This window comes from Cohnella cholangitidis, assembly GCF_014107495.1.
GTDB classification, from domain to species: domain Bacteria; phylum Bacillota; class Bacilli; order Paenibacillales; family Paenibacillaceae; genus Cohnella; species Cohnella cholangitidis.
Genome location: NZ_CP041969.1, coordinates 1,076,245 through 1,098,989 on the forward strand (window position 1 = coordinate 1,076,245; position 22,745 = coordinate 1,098,989).

Below are 22,745 nucleotides of genomic sequence, written 5' to 3' on the forward strand. Positions count from 1 at the left end.
CAAAACTTTCGCAGTGTTATTCCAGTCCGTGTTGTTCCCGGATTTTGTACAATCCTTCAAGCAACATATCGGACGGATCCCGATTAAGAAGAAATTGCGTGTACAACAAATGAAGAGGAATCGCGCACACGTTATTGCCGTCCTTAATCGCCGGGAACCCGGTTTCGAATACCGGACCGTGCTGCTCGTTCCATGCGAGTCCCGCATGGACTTGCTCCGGAGCGAACTCTTCTTGAACGGCTGCAATGCAATGCGGCACAAGTTCTTTATCGATGAGGGCTTTCGTTTCTTCTTCGTTGGTTGGCGGTTTAGGAAGCGCTCTTCCTCCTTCGGTCTTCATCAACTCGATGAAAAAGGAAGCCATCCATTCCGCCGGCTCGTTGTTCGACTGGAATTTCGCGAGCAATTCGTAAAGAAGAAATCCGCACTCATATACGTTACTCGAAGAATCCTTTACTTTAAAGACAAATACATGCCCGTAAACCGGCTGGCTCAACACCTGAACTTCAACATCGTTAAAATGTCTTTTCAAAGCGACAAGGCCATTATGTTCAAGAGCTTTGACCAATTCAGCTACTTTTTCTTCTGTATCAACGACTTGATTACCGTCAACTTCTACGTTCTTCGTCTCGTTGCTCATCGTATTCATCACCCGCTACCCATCATATCATTCGACGGTCTGAACAGTCCAGTCCAAAGCGATGACTACATTTCCCTTCTTATGCCCTTTCTCGACGTATCTGTGAGCTTCCGCTATTTGTTCCAACGGATACCGCCGATCGATTACCGGTTTTATATTCCCCGATTCTACGAGCTCTTTAAGGAAAACTAAATTTTCTTTATTCTGCTTAAGACCCGTAGGCGAAAATATCGCTTTTTTGCTTCTGAACATAGACGTCCATAACATATTAAGCATAAGAGCAAGCGTCGGGACGGTTCCAAGATACATTCCTTTTGGGTTAAGCGAACCCTTGCAACGGGAATATGAACTCTTGCCTACCGCATCGAATATAACGTCAAAGGTATGGCCGGATTTCGTAAAATCATCTCGCGTGTAGTCGATCGCTTTGTCCGCGCCAAGAGATCGAACGAGTTCGAAATTCGCGGCGCTGCAAACCGCGGTTACTTCCGCTCCGTAATATTTGGCAAGTTGTACCGCATACGCCCCTACCGCTCCGGAAGCTCCGTTGACCAGAACTTTCTGTCCTCGCTTAACGCGCGCAATGTCTCTGAGGAAAGATAGGGCGGTAGTTGCCCCGTCGCAGATTCCTACGGCTTCTTCATAAGTCGTATTGGACGGCTTGATAGACAACAAATCGCCTTCGGGCAAACATTTGTACTCGGCATAAGCTCCGAAACTGCGCGTGCTTAATCCGAATATCCGGTCCCCTTCCTTATATAACTTCACTTTATTCCCGACCGCTTCGACTTCTCCGGCCAGCTCGACCCCTAATACGGAAAACTTAGGTTTCCGCAATCCGTACATGAACCGAATAAAAAACGGATCTGCCTTGCGAAAAGCGCAATCCGATGGCGTAACCGAAGCGGCATAAATTCTTATTCGTATTTCATTGTCCTTGGGAATCGGTTTTGCTATTTCTCTCAATTGAAGAACATCCGGAGAACCGTATTTCGTGGCAACGATCGCTTTCATGCATTACCTCCCGCCTCTTCCTTAAGCCATCGAACCAGTCGGCCCGTTGTACCTGTGGCGGCCGGACCGCACAGTCTGCGCAACTTGCTCAATATATAATTTATCCTCTGGAAGGTATTGAAGCGTAGATACTTAAGTAGGGTTTGAGGGTAACGTTTGCGGAGTTTAGCGGTTCATTCTAGACTATAGCAATCCCAATTGGCGGGCACGCGCTACTGCCTCGGTACGTCTTTGCACTTGCAGTTTGCCAAAAATATTCTGATTATGTCCTTTAACCGAACTCAAGGCGAGACAAAGACGCTCGCTAATCTCGCGATTCGAGAGTCCTAGGGCTATCAGTTGCAACACTTCTAACTCGCGATCGCTTAACGGTTCGATGAGAGGCCGAGCATTGAGGGTCCGACGCGGAAGAGACTTGTCATCGTTCTTCATTTCCTCAACCGCAAACGCAGCTAGCAATTTACCGATGTAGCCCGACATGCTCCCTTGCGCAGCCGTTTCGGACAATAGCCGAGCCATCGGAGTACCTTCATCAACGAATAGACGGATGAAACCGTTCGGCTCGGCCATCGCCAGCGCGTCGCCCAATAGGCGTACGGCCTCGATCATGTCGCCGTGCGCATGAAGGGCGATCGCCTGCACGATCGTCGCTTTTAGGCGTACATCCACCCAACCTTTATTTTCCGCCTGCTCGCGCAAAGCGCCCAACTTCGACAATGCCGCGGCCGAATCGCCCTGCGCCAAACAAACGCGAGCTTCGCTCAAGGGGAGCTCGTGGGTCTGAGCCAGACGAGCGGCTTCCGCGAAGTTGCCTTGTCGCAGCGACGTAAGCACATGCACGGATGCGATATCAGGCAACCGATGCACGAAGTTATGATGCCGCGCGAACCGATCGGCTTTAGCTATTATTGCGGCTGCTCCGGACACATCTCCTTGGGCAAGCTTCAAACGGGCAAGAAACACCTCGCAGGCAATGAATCTATCCGTGTGCTCTAACTGCCGCGCGAGTTGGACGCTCATACGTCCATGTTGCTCTGCCGCGTTTATATCGTTCCACTCGTAGTAAATGCGGGCCAGGCCTAGATGAGCTTCGCAGGCAGCCGGCAACGGCGGTTCTCCTGCCAGTTGCAATACGCTTCGATAGGTTTGGGCTGCCGACTCGAGCTGGTTATCCGCCTCTTGAAGGCCGCCCAACCCCGTAGTCGCCAGTATAACCATAAGAACATGTCCGATGGCTTCGCTAATCGTAATAACTTCGGTATATGCCTGAATCGCCGCTGTGCGATTTCCCTGAAGCTGATAGGCATACCCCAGCGTCCAAGTCGTGGCGGTACGGACTGGCAGGTTAGCCGGATGTAAATACTCCAAGGCGCGTTGAGACTGCGCGATAATCGTTTCCACCCGATGTTGGCTAACCGCAACCGTTGCCCGAATCGAGGCAATATGTCCGATAAGGTCATGAGTTTTGTCGTCCGCGTCGGCTCTCTCAAGAACGGCTTCCGCTGCTTGAAGCTTCTGTTCTACGGAAGCCAGTTGGCCGGCCATTAATAACACCGAGGCGTGCATTACCCCCAACGAAGGTCTTTCGTCCAGTACCGACGCCGGCAATGACCCTAGCCAATTCAATACCGGAGTCAATACGCCGCGAAAGTGCAAAGGCAGCCCCTCGCCTTCCATCAAGCGAGCGGCGCGATCGATATCGTTGGCCGCAACGGCATGGCGAAAAGCTTCAACTTCCAAGCCATTGTCCTCATACCATGCGCTAGCACGGACGTGCAGTCCGGCCACAGCCTTCCGCTCTTCCTCTGAGGACGAACCAATCGACTGGTGCAAGCGCTGAAGCAATAGCTCGGCAAAGAGATGATGATAGCGATACCAACGCCTCTCGTTGTCTAGAGGGACGATGAACAAGTTGGCGCGTTCGAGATATTCCAACGTTTCTTGCCCGGAAGAGGAGCAATCGAGTCGCAGAACGGCATCGCAAAGCGGACCGCATAGTCGGTCCAGGATAGCCGTGCGTAACAAGAAATTTTGAACGCTTGCGGATTGCCGCCGCAGCACTTCTTCAACCAGATAATCCAACACGAAACGATGGCTGCCGGTGAACGATTGGATGAAACCGGCGGTATCCTTATGGCCTTGCATGGAAATCGCGGCTAATTGCAAACCGGCGATCCAGCCTTCCGTGCGGGTTTCAAGCAGCTCGATGTCCGTTGACGAGAGATTAAGGTTCATCGTCTGATTGAGAAATCCCGCGGCTTCGGACGGGGTAAAACGCAAATCCGCGACGCGCAGTTCGGTCAATTGATTCCGGGAGCGCAGGCGGGCAAGGGGGATTCGCGGATCCTCCCGGGTGGCGATAACCAAGTGCATCTGCTTCGGCAGATGTTCAAGGAGAAAGGCGACGGCCTCGTCAACCGGTTTGGCTTCGATCACGTGGTAGTCGTCAAGAACGAGAACGAAAGGTTGCGGGACGACGTCGATCTCATTTAACACAATCGTTAGAATCGAATCTATAGGCGGTGAGTGGGAAGATCCAAGCATGCCAAATACGCTTTCACCGATCTTAGCCCCAATCGTCTGCAACGCAGCGAAAAGGTAGGTCAGAAAGCGCGCGGCGTCGTTATCCCCCTCGTCCAGCGACACCCAGGCAACCGGTCGCTCGAAACCGTTCAGCCACTCGCTGACCATGGTTGTTTTGCCAAAGCCGGCGGAGGCGGAGACAAGGGTCAGTTTTCGGTAGAGCCCCGCGTTCAGCCTCTCGGTTAAGCGAGGGCGGCGAACGACTTCGGATCGTGTCGGAGGAAGATAAAGCTTAGTGGATAAAATTGGCGTGATCATAAATTAATTATAGTAACTGCCTCTTGCAACCGTCAATTAGATGCTTCCGAATGCGCCGTAGATCAGCACTTTTTGTCCGCTGGCTTAAGTAGTCGATCTCATCGTTGCACTTCAGTTCCAGAACATTGCTTTCAGGCATCGATTCTTTGAGATAACCATGCTGGAGTTATTCGATTTATTGCTTAGAAAACAAAAAAACACGCCACATCGGCGTGTTGATCTCTTTACGGCTATTTTAATTTAATCTATGAACCATCTCATACTTATTGCCGCACGGGTCTTCGAAATATACGGCATAATAGGTCGGACTGATCGGGAATAGCCCTGGACCGCTTGAAACTCGTCCTCCATTTTGGATGACGATGTCCGCGATATGGTCGACTTCTTCGCGGTCATTAGCCCAGAAACCGATCAAGTTCCCATTCGGCTTATGCTCGGGATCCTCCGTTATGGCGAAGTAAGCAACGCTAGGCAGATCGCCTTCCGCCGCGAATACCTTCCACAGTTCCGAATGATAAGTGTTCGTAAACCCAAGTTCATGCAACAGTTTTTCATAAAACCGGCTTACTTGATTCCAACTGTTCACCCTAAGATCAATATGGCTGAATTTGTTCACAACTCCGCCTCCGTTAACGTTTTGATCGTATTCAAAACCTCATCCCAATGACGCCTCATGACTTCTCTCATATAGACGTCATCCAGCATTTCCTGATGAATCGCGATCGTTGTTTTCCCTGAATTCGTCGACAAACAATAGAGTTGAAGCCGGGAAGGGTTGTCCCACTCCGGGCGTTTCCAAGTCAAACGCAGCTTGTGAAAAGGTTCGGCCACCGTAATTTTGCCGGATACGCCTTCCTTCGACTCATATTCATATCCTGCCTGCAATTTCAACGTCGGCACTTCCCCGATCCATAACGACAGCCCTTTGGGCGACACGAGAAAATTCCAGACTTGCTCCTTCGTAACGGCCAAAGTCCTCCTGACGCCGATTTGCGCGCCCGCATCCTTGGTCATACCTACCGGTACGCGCCCCATTAGTTGCCCATATAGGAGGGCGATCCATTCGCTCCACTCTTCCGCAACCTCATGCTGCCCGCGGACGTAATTTTTGATTTGTTCATGAGACCATAGCGAATCCACGTGCGGGCCAAGCTTCGCGATCCATTGTTCCCATGCTGTTCCCGTCGCTTTCGCGACTTCTTGTTTGAAAATAGCGCCTGCCACACTCTCTCCTCCTGTCGCCTTATTCATATGGATTATTATATAAAACAAACACTGACAAGGAAGGTCAGTGTTTGCGAGCTAGGATCGATAATAATCGAGCAAGGATGAAGTAATGTCCACCATGCAATCTTTCAGTCGTTCGGGTTCTTCTATTCGGATTTTCCCGCCGAAAGATAATAGATAGTAGGGTACTTGCGTGTACAGATTCAACTCGTCCAGCTTGAAATGCGCACGATCCTCCGTTCGTTCTACGAGCGCGTGACCCAATAACCAATGTCCGCACAAGTCGTCCAGCGCTTGCGGGTTTCCCTGGATGCGTACCGAAATCAAATGCCGATCGCTTTCGGCTCCCGATTCGGAGAGCAAGCCGTCCAATAAAAACTCTCTGGCGGAAAAATGCGACGGGCGACGGAAATTGCCTTCGGTGCGTTTCAAGTCGCTCATGCGGTCGACGCGAAAGCTGCGTATTTCACCGCGCATATGACAGTAACCGACGGCATACCATTTGCTTTTCCAATGGACGAGCCCGTAAGGGTCGACGGTACGTTTCGTTACGGCACCGTCATACCCCGTCTTGTAATGGATTTCGAGACTCGATTGCAGATCGATGCCTGTTTCGATCTCTTTCAGCACGGAGAGAAGCACGGGATCGGATGGGGGTTGGATAACCTCCAGGCTCGTCTCGTGGCGCTCCATTCGTTCCATTTGCTCCATATTCGCATATCGCTTTATTTTGGACACCGCCCGATCGAGAGCCGTACCGGACGGATAACCGGCTTCCCTTGCGAATGACGCCGCTTGCAGGAGCGCTTTCTGCTCCTCTCCGTCGAAAAACAGAGGTTCAAGCTTAAGGTGTTCGGGAATAGAGTAACCGCCGTCTCGGCCTGTCTCCGATTCGATAGGAACCCCGGAAATGCACAGTGCGTCGATAAGCCGATAAACCGTTCGAATATGAACTTCCAATTCATCCGCCAATTGTTTGGCCGACATTCTTCTTCGCGACTTCAGAAGCCACAAAACGGCCAGCATATTGTCGGCTTTAGACATCGTTATAACAGCCCTTTCCGTCGGGACGATCTATTTTCATTGTACTAAAAAAACGGCATCTCTGCCGTTTTGATTGTGCAGCTCTATGTCCGGCGCATATAAGCGCGTACCGTGATCGGAGCGAAGATCGCCACGATGACCGCGGCTCCGATGAGGGAGATGGCGAGATCCCAACCTACCGTCCCGGAGTTGGCAAGATCTCGAACGGCGGAGACGAGATGCGAGACCGGATTGATGTTAACGAACCATTGAAGCCAATCGGGCATGGTATCGACCGGCACGAAGGCGTTGGATAGAAACGTAAGCGGGAACAGTACGAGCATCGATATCCCCTGTACGCTAGAGGCAGTACGCGCAATGACTCCGAAGAAGGCGAAAATCCAACTGATGGCCCAGGAACAAAAAATAACGAGAACCGCGGCGATTGCGACGTTACCCAAGCCTCCGTCGGGTCGGTAGCCCATGATAAATCCCATGGAAAAAGTGAGCACGGTCGCAATGGAATATCGGACGGTGTCCGCCAGCAGCGCTCCCGCAAGCGGGGCAATCCGCGCGATAGGCAACGACTTGAATCGGTCGAACACGCCTTTGTCCATGTCCTCGCGCAGTTGGACGCCAGTGACGATCGAGGTCGTGATTACTGTCTGCACGAGTATGCCGGGAATGATGACGGGTAAATAGCTCGCCACGTCGCCGGAGATCGCCCCGCCGAAAATGTAGGTAAACATCAACGTGAAAATGATGGGCTGTAGCGTAACGTCGAACAATTGCTCGGGCGTGCGCCGAATTTTTAGCAGTCCGCGATATGCCATCGTCAACGAGTGGCGCACGGTCTGGCCGAAGCTCGTGTAGTTTTTCAATTGGCGGTCGGCGCCAGGTTTGATTGCAGCGTTGCTCATACTCTTGCAGCCTCCTTTTTATTGGATTCATCGGACTCCGGCGACGCGTCCTCTTTCACGCCATGGCCGGTGATCGTTAGAAACACCTCGTCGAGGGTCGGTTTCTGTACGCTCATCTCGGCCAAATGAATCCCCGCCGCGCGAAGAGCGATTAGCAGATCGGTAACCCTATCGGCATTCTCCATCGGCGCGGTAATCTTCCCGGCTTCCGACGACACGTTAGCCTGTACCTTGAGCACCTGCTCGACGATCTTACGGGCTTCCGCCATATCAAGCGGATTTTGGACTCTCAATTGCAACGACGAGGTCCCGACCGACGCCTTCAACTCATCCACTGTCCCCTCGGCGACGACATGGCCGCGATCGATAACCGCGATCCGGTCGGCCAATTGATCCGCCTCGTCAAGATATTGGGTCGTAAGAAGTACGGTCGACCCCGTCTGCACCAACCGGCGAATCGTATCCCACATCTGCGCGCGGGTGCGGGGGTCCAACCCGGTAGTTGGTTCGTCCAGGAAAATAAGCGGCGGCTGAGCGATCAGGCTTGCGGCCAGATCCAGTCGGCGACGCATGCCGCCTGAGAAGTTTTTCAACGGCCGCTTCGCAGCTTCCGACAAACCGAATTCTTCAAGCAACTCCGTTGCCTTTCGCCGCGCCTCTACGCGTCCGAGACCAAGCAGCCTAGAGAAGATAATCAGATTCTCCGTAGCGCTGAGCGACTCGTCGACCGATGCGTACTGACCGGTCACTCCGATCAATTGGCGGACAATTTGCGACTCCTTCACTACGTCGTGCCCGAAGATTCGAGCCGAGCCCGAATCCGGTCGAAGCAACGTCGCCAGCATCCTGATCGTAGTGGTCTTGCCTGCTCCGTTCGGTCCAAGCACGCCGTAGATCGAACCGGTGCGTACTTTCAAATCCACCCCGTCCACCGCACGATTGTCGCCGAAAGCTTTGACGAGTCCGTTCGCTTCGACGGCCCAATCGCCGTTAATGGAATTCAATTTATTCTTGTGCATGCGATCCATGGAAATTCCTCCTAAATAACTGTTTACTTAGGTAGGGTAAATCACGTTTATGAACTGAATATGAACTTGGTAAAAAGGACTGTCAGGGAGCAAAATATCTGCTCGATGACAGTCCTTTAACAATGGCTTTGAGAAATTCATTTAATCGATTAGCGCAGCCTTCTTCAACAAACGCTGTACGATGGAAGCCGTTTCCGCTCTCGTTATAAGGCTATTAGGCTTCAAGCCGGCTTCGGTACCGCTGACGATTCCGTTCTTCACTGCCGATGTAACGGCGGCTTTAGCCCAATTACTGACGGCTTCGCTATCGGGGAACTTGGACAGCGACGTTTCGATTTCAGTCGAGCTAACCTCTGTTTCCATACCCGCCAGCTTCATTGCGCGTGTAACGAGGGCCATCGCTTCTTCGCGCGTGATCGTGCTCGAAGGTCGGAACGTCCCATCTTCATATCCGTTAATGAGGCCGTATTCCTGTGCCTTCGATATGGCCGATGCATACCAATCATCGGATTGTAAGTCCTTAAAGACCGCCGGACCTCCGGTGCCGGACAATCCCAACGCTCTCACGATTATCGCCGCGAATTCCGCGCGAGTCACCGCTGCGTTCGGGTCATAATGCGTTTGATCTACCCCGTTCACGATGAACCGCGAAGCCAAGTCGTTCACGGCATTTTCAGACCAATGTTTATCCATGTCCTCGAACTTCACTTGACGCTTAACAAGAGCATACACGCTATTCGTCGTACTATGGATAATCGCGAAATATTTCCCGTCTTTCAACCTTACGTAAGTAGGAACCGGGTGGAAGGTTCCATCCTCATGGATCACGATGGCGGTCGTTACATCAATCGGCTTTAAATCGTCAGGCAACGGGATTTCCCGCTTAATAAACTTGGAGAACTTGCTTACTTTCTCTTTCTTCCCTTTGTATTCAGCATCGATCCGGAAATCGACAGGCTGACCTTCTAGAGCTAATCGACTTATACCCGATCCAATCGAAGTTACGTTTTCCCCGGTGACAGTCGTCTCTCCGATACTTACCCGAACGAGAATATCCTTCAATGCTTCTGTTTCGAAACGTGCAGCCAAAACGTCGATTCCGATCTCGGCTGCGGGTAGGCTGTAATTACCGCTCGGAGTGTGGACTTCCCATACCGCTTGCTTTCTTTCCAGCATTTTGATTACATCCCCCGGCAGAACCACGGATACAAGACCTGCATGGGATGATATCGCTATTCGGACGGCAGATATGGTTTCCGTATTCTCTATAATTTTTTGCATACGGGAGGTATCTATCGTGACTACTAGAGTATTATCCTCTGACAAAGAACTTTTCAATACGTGATCATACGACTGCCCGTTGACGATCAGCAGAACTTCATTTTGCGGTTGCGGGTTAGGCTTTTCTTGACTTGGTTCAGGTCCCGACGAACTCGAATTGGAGTAGGCTCTATCCACTCTCACTTCATAGGTTTTCGTCATGCCGTTCTGTGCGGTGACTACGACCTTGATCGTATTGTTGCTCACGTTCAAAATAGACTGACCGTCTGTTATTTCAACGCCGTTCACTATGATTTTGATTGACGCATGACTATCATAAACAGCTGCCGTCACCGATGTCGAAGCGATACCGTTCGCTACGCTGGCCGTGTACGAATAAGTCCCAGGCGTAAACGTCGGGCTGAGCGTAATTCCCGTTAGATCCAAGCTTGTCAATGCCGTATTTCCGCTAAGCGGCATGGCAAGAACTTCGTTGGAATACAAGCTGCCTCCTCCAACGCCGTTGGCCATCACAGTAAAGTAGTAGCTTGTGCCATTGGTTAGACCCGTTACCAAGTAGCTTTCCGTTGAGCCGCTTACGGTCGCAATAGGAGCTGCGCCGTAAGAGCGGGAAGATGTTCCGCCGTACACGCTATAGGACACGGATCCCGGCAAACTTTGCCAATTCAAGGTCACGTTCCCGTCATCGGGCACCGCCAACAGACCGACGGGAGCCGCGGGCGCTCTCGAAATGGTAACCGTGTATCTCTTAGTCGTACCGTCCTGCGAGGTTACGTCAACAACGATCGAATTGTTCCCCTCGTTCAGAACGATCTCTCCCGTCGCTTCGCCGCTATCGACCGCCGAATTGTTGACTTTAACGGTTGCATGACTATCTTGTACCCACGCCTTCACATTTACCGAGCTTGTACTGTTAAGAACGTTCGCCATATAGCTTGTCATATGGGGGGCAAAAGACGGACTCAGGATCGTGTCCGAAACAATCAAATGGCTCAGGTCCGCGTTACTGCTAGCCGTCCACTTGGCATACAATGCCGTATTTCCCGTAATGGCCGAAGCAAAGGAAAAAGCTGTCGACAGCCCTACGTCCTTGTACCAGCCTTCGAACGTGTATCCGGATTTCGTCGGATTCGACGGTTCCGCGGCCGTGCCGTTGTAACTTACGGCCTGACTGCTTACGGACGTGCCTCCGTTGCTGTTAAACGTCACCGCGTAGCTATCCGTCGCCCAGTTCGCATACAGCGTTATATCTCCCGTGATCGCCGTGGCGAAGGGGAATGCGATCGTCAGGTTTTCATCCGCGTACCAGCCTCCGAACGTAAAGCCCGGCTTGGACGGGTCCGAAGGCTCTACGGCAATGTCGTTGTAGCTCACTACTTGACTGGTTACCGTCGAACCTTCATTGCTGTCGAAGGTTACGATGTAGCTGTCTGCCTTCCAATTCGCATATAACGTTATGTTCTCCGTTATTGGCGTCGTGAAGGCGAATGCGATCGTCAGGTCTTCATCCGCATACCAACCATCGAAAATGTATCCTAGCTTCGTCGGGTCTGTAGGCGCTGTAGCCGTGTTGTTGTAGCTTACTGTCTGAGCGCTTACCGCCGTACCTCCGTTGCTGTTGTAATTCACCGCTAAGCTATCCGCCAACCAATTGGCATATAGAGTCATATTCTGCATGATCGCTGTCGTGAAGACGAAAGCCGTCGTCAGGTCTTCGTCCGTATACCATCCTTCGAACGTATGCCCAGCCATCGTAGGATCCGCCGGTGCCGTTGCCGTATTATTGTAGCTCACGGGCTGGCTGCTTACCGTCGAACCGCCGTTGCTGTCGAACGTCACGGCGTAACTGTTCGCCGTCCAGTTCGCATACAGAGTCAAATCCCCGTAATCGCTGTCGCGAAGGTGAAAGCCGTCGTCAGGTCTTCGTCCGTATACCATCCTTCGAACGTATGCCCAGCCATCGTAGGATCCGCCGGTGCCGTTGCCGTATTATTGTAGCTCACGGGCTGGCTGCTTACCGTCGAACCGCCGTTGCTGTCGAACGTCACGGCGTAACTGTTCGCCGTCCAGTTCGCATAAAGAGTCAGATCCCCCGTGATCGCCGTCGAAAAAGTAAACGGAACCGTCATGTCTTCATCCGTATACCAGGCTTCAAACGCGTAACCCGTCTTCGCCGGATCCGCAGGCTCCGTGGCCGTTCCGTCATAGCTCACTTCCTGACTGCTTACGGACGTACCTCCATTGCTCTCGAACGTGACCGTATGAATGTCGGCTAGCCACTTCGCATGTAAAGTCGCAGTTCCCGTGATCGCGTCCGTGAAATGGAAAAGCGTCGTGAAGCCCGCGTCCTTATACCAGCCTTCGAAAGTATAGCCTGTCTTCGTCGGGTCTGTCGGAGCGATGGCCGTGTCGTTATAGCTCACCGACTGGGCGCTTACCGCCGTACCTCCGTTACTGTTAAACGTAACCGGATAAACTTCGGCTGTCCACCCGGCATATAACGTCAAATTTCCTCTGATCGCTGTCGTGAATGCGAAAGGCATCGTGAGTCCGGCATCCGTATACCAGCCCGAGAACGAGTGACCAACCTTGGTGGGGTTTGAAGGTGTCGTCGCCGTACTGTTATGGCTTACAGTCTGGTTGCTCACTGCCGTGCCCCCGTCGCTATTAAACAAAATCAAATATTGATTAATCGTCCATTTCGCATACAGCGTCGTGTCTCCGATGATCGGAGTGGTGAATAGGAAAGGCGTCGAAAAGGTCACGTCGTCCAGATACCACCATCCGAATGTGCTTCCCGGCAACGTCGGTTCCGATGGAGCCGTTGCCGTTCCGTTATGGCTCACGCTTTGGCCGCCCACCGCCGTACCGCCATTGCTGTTGAACGTTACCGTATACGTATTCGGTGTCCATTTCGCATACAGCGTTGTATTTCCGGTAATCGGCGTGGTGAAAGCGAATGCCGTCGTCAATCCCGCGTCCGTATACCATCCTCCAAACGTATTGCCACTCTTGTTCGGAGCGGCGGGTTGTACCGCCTGAACGCCGTCGCTCACGGCTTGGCTGCTCACGGCCGATCCGCCATTGCTGTTAAGGTTACCGTATAAAGATTCACAGTCCATTTCGCATACAGAGTCGTATTTGCCGTAATCGCCGTCGTGAAGGTAAAGGCCGTCGTTAGCCCAGAATCCTTATACCACCCTTCGAACGTAAAGCCCGGTCTAGTCGGAACGATAGGCGCCGTCGCCTTGCCGTTGTAACTCACCGTCTGGTTGCTCACGGCCGATCCGCCGTTGCTGTTAAACGTTACCGTATAAGTGTTCACCGTCCACTTCGCATATAGAGTCGTGTTTCCGGTGATCGGAGTAGTGAATGTAAAAGCCGTCGTCAATCCCGAGTTCGTATACCATCCTCCGAAAGCGCTGCCCGTCTTGGTCGGGTTGGCGGGCGCCGCTGCCATACTGTTATGGCTTACCGTCTGGTTGCTAACGGCCGATCCGCCGTTACTGTTGAACGTTACGGTATAATTGTTCAAATTCCACTTCGCATATAGCGTTGTGTTTCCTGTAATCGCCGTAGTGAAGGTAAACGCTGTCGATAGAGCCGCGTTCGTATACCAACCTCCGAACGTATACGCCCGTCTTCGTCGATTGGCAGGCGCGTTGCCGTATTGTTATAACTTACCGTCTGGCTTGCCACAGCCGATCCGCCATTGCTATTGAACGTTACGGTGTAATTATTCAACGTCCACTTCGCGTACAACGTCGTGTTTCCTGTAATCGCCGTAGTGAAGGTAAACGCTGTCGATAGAGCCGCGTTCGTATACCAACCTCCGAACGTATAGCCCGTCTTCGTCGGATTGGCAGGCGCCGTTGCCGTATTGTTATGGCTTACCGTTTGATTGCTCACGGTCGATCCGCCATTGCTATTGAACGTTACCGTATAAGAGTTTAACGTCCATTTCGCATACAGCGTCGTGTTTCCGGTGATCGGCGTGGTGAAGGCAAAAGACGTCGTCAACCCCGTATTCGAGTACCACCCTCCGAACGTATAACCCGTTCTCGTCGGGGCGGCAGGGGCGGTGGCATTGCTGTTGTAGCTTACCGTCTGGTTCGCTACGGCCGTGCCGCCGTTACTGTTAAACGTTACGGTGTAATTAATCGGTGTCCACTTCGCATACAACGTCGTATTTCCGGTGATCGGCGCGGTGAAGGCGAAAGCCGTCGTAAATGTCGCATCCTTGTACCACCCTCCGAACGTGTAGCCCGCCTCGTCGGATCCGCGGGTTTGGTCGCAGTACCGTTGCCGCCGACCGTCTGGTTCGCTACGGCCGTACCGCCGTTGCTGTTAAACGTTACCGTATAATTAACGAGCGTCCACTTCGCATACAAGGTTTTATTCGCAGTAATCGCCGTCGTAAACGCGAACGGCGTCGCTAAGGCCGCATCCGTATACCATCCTCCGAACGCGTAACCAGCCCGAGTCGGGTTAGCAGGTGCCGTTGCTTTGTCGTTATAGGCTACAATCTGGCTGCCCACCGCCGAACCGCCGTTGCTGTTAAAGTAAACGTTGTATTTCATTTTTTGTACATTGGCAATCCTGATGTTGTCCAGCTTTAGTCTCGAAGGCGCCAAATCATCTTCGAACGTCCACAATATTTTAATAGAATTTACATTATTCATCTGAAAGAGGTTGTTCGAATTTAACAATGTCGAAAGTTTAGCCGAACTTGTCCCGACGCTTAACTTGGCCCCCCCTGCATAGCTGTAATTATCGATGGTCGTAATCATCGAGCCGGTCGAATCGTACAAGGTGATATGCAAGAAATCAAGCTTTAGCCCGTTGCTTACGGCGCTGAAGCCCAAGTCCTGCAACGTGAAGCTTCCGAGCACCGAACTTCCCTCCGCTTTAAGCATGATGTACCCCGGGACACTCGTATCCGTTTGCGTCTGCGGCCATAAACTCGTTCCGCTTTTGACCAGGTCTTTGCTGACGTAAAACTTATCGCCCGTTTTATTGTAATCGCCGTTATACACTGCCAGCGTACCGCCGAAATCATAGGTCCCGTCCGTCACGCCCGTAGCTACCGCGCCCGCTTTGCCCGGAACGGCAGGAAAACATATCACCACCGCCAATAGGAACAGACAAAGCGATCTCATCTTTTTCCGCAGCCCGTTGTCCTCAAACTTGTCCCTTTCCTCATGCGCCGCTCCCCCAACTCGTTCCATTACCGAATCTCCTCTCGCAAATAAAAAGCCGTTTTTTCTTGATTATTTCAACGAAGATGCCAGTATTCAGGCTGTCGAATTTTACATAAAATTGCCAACTATTAATTAAAACATAGGTTTACTCGGAATCATATCTTTTTTTTTACTTGCTTTTGTCGAATGTAAAAGAGTCCTGTAGATTTTATCAAGTATGTAACCGAATTTTCTTAATGAAATCTTAACCGTTATATTTTCAGAATTAAAAAAAACAGCCTTCGCTGCAGTGACCCCCAAAAGTTAGACACTATGTATTTAGACGGCTGTCATTCTAGACTCACTGAGAGTACGAACAAGCTGAGGACGAGAATAAGAACACGATAACGATAACGCCGTAAAAAAATTTGTTGGAATCAAGTCTGTCCCCATGCAAAAACACGCCTCGCTCGGCGTGTTTGATCGCGCGGTAGGGTCGACTCAAGCCGAACGCATGCCCTCAAAGACATTGTCTACCAATTGCTGGACGTACTTATCGTCAACCACATCTCCCGTAACTAACAAGCGGTAGAAAATCGGCCCGTAAACGAGATCCGTGCATAACGCGATATCTAGATCGTTCTTCAACTCTCCGCGCTTGACGCCCCGATCCACAATACCGCGTACCTCCAGTCGGCGAGGTTGTATATAGCGCGTCCGATAAGCCTCCGCCAAGGCGGAATCAGTCTGCCCTTCTCCGATGATCTCCAGAAAAATGGAACCCTCGCGGCTTGTCATAAACCGGGCCATATTCGTGGCATGTTCCAACATATCCCGGAATACCGAACCCGTGTCCGGCACAGGCAATCTTGCAGTCGCGGCGGATAGAAAACCGTCCATCACCACCGCAGCCTTGTTAGGCCACCATTTATAGATCGTAGCCTTGCTTACCTTGGCACGATCGGCGATTTTTTCTACCGTAACCGCTCCAAAGCCGTTTTCCAACAATAAATCATAGGAAGCGGTAAGGATGGAGTTTTGCGTTTCCAGGTTGCGCGGACGCCCTCGTTTCCCCTGCACTTGAATCCTCCTTTGCTTAAATCCGTCTCAACCGCTATAAACTATACGTTTAGTATACAAAATAGGCAACACGAAGAAAAGCCTATTTACAAAACCGTACGTTCAGTATATCATTGGATTCATTCGATTTACTAAACTATACGTTCAGTATTTATGAGGAGGATCACTATGCGAAACAAACAAGCAGATCAGGACAGCCGGATTTCAAGTTGGATGATGATTCTGCTGGCAGCCGCGTGCGGGCTTATCGCTGCCAATCTTTATTACGCTCAAACCTTGGTAGGGCCTATCAGCGATGCAACCGGCCTTACTTCTACGGCAGCGGGATTAATTGTTACAGTGACTCAAATCGGTTATGTCGTCGGGTTGCTGTTCATCGTACCGTTAAGCGACGTCATTGAAAATCGCCGTCTCACGGTTATCATGCTTACGGTTGCGGCTGGCGCTCTGCTGACTGCAGCGTTTGCGCCCAATGCCCCGTTGTTTTTGATCGCATCTCTTTTTATTGGAATCGGATCCGTAGTCGCTCAAGTTCTGGTGCCCTTCTCCTCCTATTTGGCTTCCGAAGAGCAGCGCGGCCGCGTCGTCGGAAATGTGATGAGCGGCCTCTTGCTAGGAATCATGTTTGCCCGGCCGGTGGCGAGCTATATAACGAGTCTCTGGGGCTGGAGAGCCATTTTTGTTTTATCGGCAATCGCGATCTCTCTATTGACCGCACTGTTGTCGTATGTACTTCCTGAGCGCAAGCCCGCTCCTGCGGTACGTTACGGAAAACTAATCCTCTCTTTAGGCGGCATCTTGCGACAAACGCCTGCATTACGACGTCGCGGCCTGTATCAAGCTTGTTTATTCGGAGCCTTCAGCTTGTTTTGGACCGTCGTCCCTATCCATTTGGCTGATGATTTCGGAATGTCCCAGCGAGGCATTGCATGGTTTGCGCTAATTGGCGTGGGCGGGGCGATTGCCGCCCCGATTGCCGGAAGATTGGCGGATAAGGGTTGGAGTAAATCATTAACGGGGCTAGCCATGATTGTAGCCGCTTTGTCTTTTTTGCTCATTCATTTGTTCCGAAGCGATTCCACCTTTGCCCTGATTCTTCTCTTTGTATCCGCATTTACGCTCGATATGGCCGTGTCGGGAAATCTTGTCGTTAGCCAACGTGCCATTTATTCGCTGGGAAGCGAAGCGAGAGGACGCCTGAACGGACTATTCATGGCTATTTTCTTTATAGGCGGAGCCATTGGCTCATCATTGGGCGGTTGGTCTTATACCCATGGGGGCTGGAAGCTCACGTCTCTCATTGGAACCCTCCTGCCGCTCTTAGCTTTGATTTATTTTTTCGCCGAGAAGAGACTGCCAGGTTCGAAGAAAATGCAAGAGACGGTTGCCGTCGAGAGTTAATCATCGTTTGACCGTGCTGTTATCTATAGGGCAGGGTATCCAACCGATCACCAGCGCTCCTCCATCCGTATGGTTACTTACGGTAAGATCGCCTCCATGCCGTCTCAAAATGGTTTGCGAAATGGTTAACCCTAATCCCGCTCCTCCAGTTGAACGATTTCTCGATATTTCGCCGCGATATAGTGGTTCGAATACGCGTTGGAGTTCCTCTGAAGCGAAACCAGGCCCGGTATCCAAAATCGTAAAAAGTACCTTATTATCTTCCTTATAACATTGAACTAGAATTTTACCGTGGAGCGGCGTATGTCTAACGGCGTTATCCAATAGATTGTTCATGGCGCGTTCCAACAAATGCGGATCGCCGATAATCGCGAAATCATCCGCCGCATGATGCATAATCGCCGAGATATGCTTTTGTTCGGCCGACGGTTTCAGGCTATCCAGCGCTTTTTGCAATATGAGCTTAAGGTCAATCGTGTTTTTGTTCATTTCCGTTTCCAAGTATTCGATCTTCGTAAACGTGAACAGATCCTCGACGAGCCGATCCAGCTGCGCCGATTTTTCCTTGCATACCGCCAAATACTTCGCCAATCTCTCCGGCGATTGAGCTATGCCTTGTTCTATACCGTCCAAATAACCTCGCAAGGCGAATAGCGGCGTCCTTAAATCATGCGCGACGGCGGCAATGACGAATCGACGCTCTTCTTCCAATTCGACCTGTTTCCGATTTGATTTTTGAAGCCCATCCACCATAACCATGAAACTATCGCGTACTTCGGCTATTTCCGTCATTCTGGACGGGGGTAGCCGGACATCCCAATCTCCTGCGGCAATTTGTCTAGCAGTCACGCTCATCCTCTCAAGGGGTTTAAGAATGAACCTTCGCATTTCAACCCCTACGAGAAAGAAAGCCAGCAAAAGTCCTGCAAACGCCGCAATCAGGGGAATCGCATTGGAATTCGGCAGGTAAACGACAACTTTTCCAAGCACTTGGCCGTCCTCGATAACCGAGAATCGTTCCGTCTTCAACAATGCTCTATTGCGCTCCGGATTGGAGCGATAGATGTCTTGATTCGAGGCATTTAGAATAGCCGCATCCAAGTTCGCTTGCCGCAGTTGAATCTGCAATCGGTTTTGCCAGTTCGGATCCGTCCAATGGTCCGAGCCCGTTTCGATCAGGCGAATCGTCTCGGTCAACTTTTTTTGCAGCCTTAGATCTTGCGGTTGATTCTCTCCGAAGCTCAACGATTTCGTTACCATGAAGTGCGCTGCGACAAAGAATATCCACGGTACCGAAAGGATCAATAATAAGCAAAGCATCGTAAACTTCCGAATGCGAATCGTTCTCACTTTATCCTCCCTCGAACCGATACCCTACGCCCCATACGTTAATCAGGTATTCGGGATGGTTCGGATCCGATTCGATTTTTTCGCGAAGCCGACTGAGATGGACTCGAATGGTATGCTTGTCGCCTACTCCATCCCAAAATTTATCAAGCAGTTGGTCATAAGAAAAAACATGCCTCGGATTCTCGGCAAACAATCGCAACAGTTCGAATTCCTTCGGTGTCAGCGAGATGATCTGCCCTTCTACAAACACTTCGCGCGCGGATAGATTTATTTGAAGGCGACCATAGTCCAAAACCCTTTTACGGATTTCCTGCCGAGAACCGGTACGTCGCAGTACGGCTTTCACTCGGGCGACAATCTCTCCGGGCGAAGCCGTCTTGACGATATAATCGTCGCCGCCGAGCGTTAATCCTCGAATCTTGTCTACATCATCGCTTCGAGCACTCAAAAATAAAATAGGAACGTCGCTTTCCGCGCGAATTCGCCGGCATAATTCAAAACCGTTCAGTCCCGGCATCATGATGTCGACAACCATGCAATGAATCGTGCTCTCCCGAAACACGGCAAGCGCTTGAGCGGTATCAAGAGCGGTTTTTACTTGATATCGTTCATTCTCCAAAAAATCCCTCAAAAGTTCGACGATACTTTCGTCATCATCCACGACTAGAATCGTTTTGCTTTCACTCACGAGCATCCCACCTTTGTGCCGATGATTCTCGGTTAAGTTTATCATTTTTTGCTATATGAAAAACCAACTCTCGCAATCTGTGATGCATTGTTTATTGTTTTGTGACCTTTTTGCGGCTTCGTTCGAGATATTTAGTTGCTATGATTCCGTTGTTGCCCCGATCGGCGAATAGACTCAAGTTAAACCGACGCGGAAAAAGGAGGTTTCGGTTATGTTATCTGTTCAAATCGTGTTATTCGATGGCTTCGACCTCTTGGATGCCATTGCGCCTTATGAGGTTTTTTGCGCCGCTGAACTGTTTGCGGACGGCGCGTTGAGCGTGGAGCTCGTCACGGCGGAAGGGCCAAGGTCTGTCGCCAGCGGCATCAACGGGTTAAAAATAGAAGCAAGCGGCCAACTGGATCCGGAACGCGCGGGAATCATTCTAGTACCCGGCGCATCCGGCGACATCGCGGGGGACGGTCCCGATTCGGTCCCGGCAATTCTGATCCGGACAATGAATTCGGCGTTGACCGATCTGATCCGACAAGCGCTGGAACGACAAGACGCAGTAGTCGCCGCGGTATGCGGTGGCTCCCTAATACTGGCCATGGGAGGGTTATTGGAAGGCAGACCGGCTGTAACCAACCGGCTGGGCATGGATCTGCTTGGGTCGACCGGCGCTATTCCCGTCTCGGCACGCGTCGTGGACGACGGAAACCTGGTTACCGGGGGAGGAGTCACATCGGGGCTCGATGTCGCTCTGTATTTGGTGGAACGCGAGCTTGGACCGCGTATTGCGCACGCGGTGGAGCAGTTGTTCGAGTTCGAACGGAGAGGAACGGTTTGGCGAGAGAAAGGGATTTCTCCCGGCACTCAAAAGGCGATAACTAACGAAGATCCCAACACTGCGAACGCAGAGAAGGCGACTTTGGGCGCTCAGTATAACAAAACCAATCGAGTATCGGTCTTTGAAGGCGATTGGGATGCAACAATCGCTACGCCAGTCGGGAAGCTGCAAGTCAAGCTCTCGATTTCAACGCGCGACGGGACGATCCACGGGACGGCGACGCAAGGGGACGAGACGGTCGAGTTCATGAATCCTTTGCTTCGGGACAACAAGCTTGCCTGGTCGCTGCGAATCTCGAAACCAATGCGATTAAATCTAAAGTTCGAAGTTGCTGCCGAAGGAGATCAATTGACCGGATTCGCTAAAGCCGGCGTACTCCCGTCATCCAAATTAACGGGCGTGCGGGTTTCCTTGCCCTAATGAATAGAAAAATAAAAAGGAAGACGCCACGGAGGATCCGTATCACATGAAGAAACGCAATATGCTATTCGGAATATTATCCTGTATCGCCACTGTATTTATTCTGTACGCCTTGTTGGACAACTATATTTTCGATCCCGGAGCCGATGAGTTTTTGAGTCAGAAAACCGGACTGAGTCGCGAGCTTAAACTCCCCGTATGGTTAACCGTTATGCACGTGCATGTCGCATTCGCCTGCTTCGCCATGGCGGCGGGACTGCTCAACTTTTCGAACCGGATCTTTGAAAAAAGCCGCAAGTTTCATCGCGTAAACGGCTATGTCTATTTATTGTCCGTTCTTCTCGTAGTACTGACGTCCGGATACATGGCGCCATACGCCACCGGAGGAAAAATAAGCAGCATGGGTTTCAATGCGCTTAATATGATATGGCTGCTCATAACCATAACGGCGCTAGTCCAGATTAAAAAGAAAGAGATCGCCCGGCATCGGAACTGGATGATCCGAAGTTACGCCTTTTGTTTTACGAACATGTTCATACATCTCATTACCTTTCTGTTTAATCGGGGATTCGATTTCAACTACGGCGCCAGCTACACGATCGGCGTTTACGGCTCTATTATTCTCCTCCTGATTATTCCTAACGTCATCATCAAAACTATCGGTCAGCCGAAGGCCGGCAACAAGGAATTCGACTGAATGATTGCAACGGATAACGAAGATGGACCGACCCTTACGGATCGGTCTTCTTCATGAAGCGAGATCGGACCGGGCGTCAACAGATTCTAATGCAAAACCATACTTAAGTATCTGTAGGTCTATACGAAACGTTACGTATATTAGTAGTGATCGAACTTTGCCAGAAAGTCTATAAGGGGATATGCCTATGAAGGCTGTTGTATGTACCAAGTACGGTCCGCCGGAAGTTCTTCAACTTAAAGAGACGGAAAAACCCGCTCCCAAGGAAAACGAGATTTGCATAAAAATCTTTGCTTCGTCCGTGACGGCAAGCGACTGCATCATACGGGGATTTAAAGTTCCTATGAGGTTCTGGCTCCCTATGGCATTAGCGATCGGTCTCAAGAAACCGAGAAAATCCATTCTTGGAATGGTATTCGCCGGAGAAGTCGAATCTGTAGGCGCGAACACGCAAACCTTCAAAAAAGGGGATCAGGTTTATGGGATCGATCGTTTCGGGTTCGGCTCATATGCGGAATATAAATGTATACGAGAAGACGGCGTTTTGGTTAAAAAATCAGCTAACGCGAAATACGAGGAAGCCGCCGCTATTCCTTTTGGCGGATTATTAGCCTTGCACTATTTAAAGAAAGGGAATCTTCAAAAAGGACAAAAAATCCTTGTTTACGGAGCTTCGGGAGCTGTCGGCACTGCAGCCGTACAGCTGGCAAGACATTTGGGAGCGGAAGTTACCGGGGTGTGCAGCACTGCAAATTTGGAACTCGTTAAATCTTTGGGCGCTCACACAGTCATCGACTATACGAAAGAGGACTTTACGGAAAAGGGCGAACTTTACGACCTTATTTTTAATGCTGTCGGAAAAGCGAAAGCAACGTTGCAATGTAAAAACGTACTTGTTCCAAACGGAAAACAGATAACGGTCGATGATGGTTCGCCTCCTCTTCGTAGTGAGGATTTAATTTGGCTCAACGGACTTATGGAACAAGGACGGATAAAAGCGGTAATAGACAGGCATTATCCGCTTGAGCAAATCGTCGACGCTCACAGTTATGTGGACAAAGGACATAAAAAAGGCAACGTTATCATAACCGTGGAGCATAGTCATTAAATTCATGCTTTTGGGAAT

The 22,745-nt window shown here is 50.9% G+C and carries 19 protein-coding genes and 1 pseudogene; 4 read left to right on the forward strand and 16 right to left on the reverse strand.

All coding sequences use genetic code 11. The features are described 5' to 3' along the window. Nucleotides 1-16: 16 nt before the first annotated feature. From FPL14_RS05350 to FPL14_RS05415, 14 genes and pseudogenes are all read right to left on the reverse strand, one after another. Nucleotides 17-640, reverse strand: coding sequence for a hypothetical protein (locus FPL14_RS05350; RefSeq protein WP_182302043.1), 624 nt, complete (start codon nucleotides 638-640; stop codon nucleotides 17-19). A gap of 27 nt (nucleotides 641-667) precedes the next feature. Continuing rightward, nucleotides 668-1,654: an NAD(P)-dependent alcohol dehydrogenase gene (locus FPL14_RS05355; RefSeq protein ID WP_182302044.1), complete on the reverse strand. Its 987-nt coding sequence runs from the start codon at nucleotides 1,652-1,654 to the stop codon at nucleotides 668-670. Between the two features lie 183 nt (nucleotides 1,655-1,837). Further along, on the reverse strand, nucleotides 1,838-4,495 hold the full coding sequence (locus FPL14_RS05360) for a winged helix-turn-helix domain-containing protein (RefSeq protein WP_182302045.1): 2,658 nt from the start codon (nucleotides 4,493-4,495) through the stop codon (nucleotides 1,838-1,840). Between the two features lie 235 nt (nucleotides 4,496-4,730). Then, nucleotides 4,731-5,111 (reverse strand): VOC family protein, encoded by a 381-nt coding sequence (locus FPL14_RS05365; protein ID WP_182302046.1) that lies wholly within the window; start codon nucleotides 5,109-5,111, stop codon nucleotides 4,731-4,733. After that, on the reverse strand, nucleotides 5,108-5,719 hold the full coding sequence (locus FPL14_RS05370; protein WP_182302047.1) for an SRPBCC family protein: 612 nt from the start codon (nucleotides 5,717-5,719) through the stop codon (nucleotides 5,108-5,110). Before FPL14_RS05370 ends, FPL14_RS05365 begins: the two co-directional genes overlap by 4 nt. Before the next feature lie 78 nt (nucleotides 5,720-5,797). Then, nucleotides 5,798-6,766 (reverse strand): helix-turn-helix transcriptional regulator, encoded by a 969-nt coding sequence (locus FPL14_RS05375; RefSeq protein ID WP_182302048.1) that lies wholly within the window; start codon nucleotides 6,764-6,766, stop codon nucleotides 5,798-5,800. An 83-nt stretch (nucleotides 6,767-6,849) separates the two neighbouring features. After that, nucleotides 6,850-7,665 (reverse strand): ABC transporter permease, encoded by an 816-nt coding sequence (locus FPL14_RS05380; RefSeq protein WP_182302049.1) that lies wholly within the window; start codon nucleotides 7,663-7,665, stop codon nucleotides 6,850-6,852. Continuing rightward, nucleotides 7,662-8,693, reverse strand: a complete 1,032-nt coding sequence (locus FPL14_RS05385) for an ATP-binding cassette domain-containing protein (protein WP_182302050.1) — start codon at nucleotides 8,691-8,693, stop codon at nucleotides 7,662-7,664. Before FPL14_RS05385 ends, FPL14_RS05380 begins: the two co-directional genes overlap by 4 nt. Before the next feature lie 141 nt (nucleotides 8,694-8,834). Further along, a complete protein-coding gene (locus FPL14_RS05390; RefSeq protein ID WP_182302051.1) occupies nucleotides 8,835-11,912 on the reverse strand; it encodes an InlB B-repeat-containing protein in 3,078 nt (1,025 codons plus the stop codon). Then, entirely contained in the window at nucleotides 11,849-13,045 is a 1,197-nt protein-coding gene (locus FPL14_RS05395; protein WP_182302052.1) for an InlB B-repeat-containing protein, read from the reverse strand. Before FPL14_RS05395 ends, FPL14_RS05390 begins: the two co-directional genes overlap by 64 nt. Then, nucleotides 13,042-13,509, reverse strand: a complete 468-nt coding sequence (locus tag FPL14_RS05400; protein WP_182302053.1) for an InlB B-repeat-containing protein — start codon at nucleotides 13,507-13,509, stop codon at nucleotides 13,042-13,044. The genes FPL14_RS05395 and FPL14_RS05400 overlap by 4 nt, the downstream gene beginning before the upstream one ends. Before the next feature lie 128 nt (nucleotides 13,510-13,637). Then, nucleotides 13,638-14,069: pseudogene (locus FPL14_RS05405) on the reverse strand (InlB B-repeat-containing protein); the annotation flags it as partial. Nucleotides 14,070-14,119: 50 nt separating this feature from the next. Then, complete coding sequence (locus FPL14_RS05410; RefSeq protein ID WP_182302055.1) at nucleotides 14,120-15,202, reverse strand: InlB B-repeat-containing protein; 1,083 nt, start codon at nucleotides 15,200-15,202, stop codon at nucleotides 14,120-14,122. A 453-nt stretch (nucleotides 15,203-15,655) separates the two neighbouring features. Then, entirely contained in the window at nucleotides 15,656-16,234 is a 579-nt protein-coding gene (locus tag FPL14_RS05415; protein WP_182302056.1) for a TetR/AcrR family transcriptional regulator, read from the reverse strand. 168 nt (nucleotides 16,235-16,402) lie between these two features. Between FPL14_RS05415 and FPL14_RS05420 the strand changes: the two genes are divergently transcribed. Then, nucleotides 16,403-17,635: an MFS transporter gene (locus FPL14_RS05420; protein WP_182302057.1), complete on the forward strand. Its 1,233-nt coding sequence runs from the start codon at nucleotides 16,403-16,405 to the stop codon at nucleotides 17,633-17,635. On the opposite strand, the gene FPL14_RS05425 is transcribed toward FPL14_RS05420, so the two are convergent. Next, a complete protein-coding gene (locus FPL14_RS05425) occupies nucleotides 17,636-18,985 on the reverse strand; it encodes a sensor histidine kinase (RefSeq protein WP_182302058.1) in 1,350 nt (449 codons plus the stop codon). Between the two features lies 1 nt (nucleotide 18,986). Beyond that, nucleotides 18,987-19,673 carry a response regulator transcription factor gene (locus FPL14_RS05430; protein WP_182302059.1) on the reverse strand — a complete coding sequence of 229 codons (687 nt, stop codon included), beginning with the start codon at nucleotides 19,671-19,673 and terminating at the stop codon, nucleotides 18,987-18,989. A 211-nt stretch (nucleotides 19,674-19,884) separates the two neighbouring features. On the opposite strand from FPL14_RS05430, the gene FPL14_RS05435 reads away from it, so the two are divergent. From FPL14_RS05435 to FPL14_RS05445, 3 genes are all read left to right on the forward strand, one after another. Then, nucleotides 19,885-20,922 carry a DJ-1/PfpI family protein gene (locus FPL14_RS05435; protein ID WP_182302060.1) on the forward strand — a complete coding sequence of 346 codons (1,038 nt, stop codon included), beginning with the start codon at nucleotides 19,885-19,887 and terminating at the stop codon, nucleotides 20,920-20,922. 46 nt (nucleotides 20,923-20,968) lie between these two features. Next, nucleotides 20,969-21,619 (forward strand): DUF2306 domain-containing protein, encoded by a 651-nt coding sequence (locus tag FPL14_RS05440; protein WP_182302061.1) that lies wholly within the window; start codon nucleotides 20,969-20,971, stop codon nucleotides 21,617-21,619. A gap of 187 nt (nucleotides 21,620-21,806) precedes the next feature. Then, nucleotides 21,807-22,727, forward strand: a complete 921-nt coding sequence (locus tag FPL14_RS05445) for an NAD(P)-dependent alcohol dehydrogenase (protein ID WP_182302062.1) — start codon at nucleotides 21,807-21,809, stop codon at nucleotides 22,725-22,727. Nucleotides 22,728-22,745: the final 18 nt, after the last annotated feature.

Coding starts and splice junctions, on each gene's coding strand:
- FPL14_RS05350 (WP_182302043.1), bottom strand. CDS start 640: ATGAGCAACGAGACGAAGAACGTAGAAGTTGACGGTAATCAAGTCGTT.
- FPL14_RS05355 (WP_182302044.1), bottom strand. CDS start 1,654: ATGAAAGCGATCGTTGCCACGAAATACGGTTCTCCGGATGTTCTTCAA.
- FPL14_RS05360 (WP_182302045.1), bottom strand. CDS start 4,495: ATGATCACGCCAATTTTATCCACTAAGCTTTATCTTCCTCCGACACGA.
- FPL14_RS05375 (WP_182302048.1), bottom strand. CDS start 6,766: ATGTCTAAAGCCGACAATATGCTGGCCGTTTTGTGGCTTCTGAAGTCG.
- FPL14_RS05380 (WP_182302049.1), bottom strand. CDS start 7,665: ATGAGCAACGCTGCAATCAAACCTGGCGCCGACCGCCAATTGAAAAAC.
- FPL14_RS05385 (WP_182302050.1), bottom strand. CDS start 8,693: ATGGATCGCATGCACAAGAATAAATTGAATTCCATTAACGGCGATTGG.
- FPL14_RS05390 (WP_182302051.1), bottom strand. CDS start 11,912: ATGGTATACGGACGAAGACCTGACGACGGCTTTCACCTTCGCGACAGC.
- FPL14_RS05410 (WP_182302055.1), bottom strand. CDS start 15,202: ATGGAACGAGTTGGGGGAGCGGCGCATGAGGAAAGGGACAAGTTTGAG.
- FPL14_RS05420 (WP_182302057.1), top strand. CDS start 16,403: ATGCGAAACAAACAAGCAGATCAGGACAGCCGGATTTCAAGTTGGATG.
- FPL14_RS05435 (WP_182302060.1), top strand. CDS start 19,885: ATGTTATCTGTTCAAATCGTGTTATTCGATGGCTTCGACCTCTTGGAT.
- FPL14_RS05440 (WP_182302061.1), top strand. CDS start 20,969: ATGAAGAAACGCAATATGCTATTCGGAATATTATCCTGTATCGCCACT.
- FPL14_RS05445 (WP_182302062.1), top strand. CDS start 21,807: ATGAAGGCTGTTGTATGTACCAAGTACGGTCCGCCGGAAGTTCTTCAA.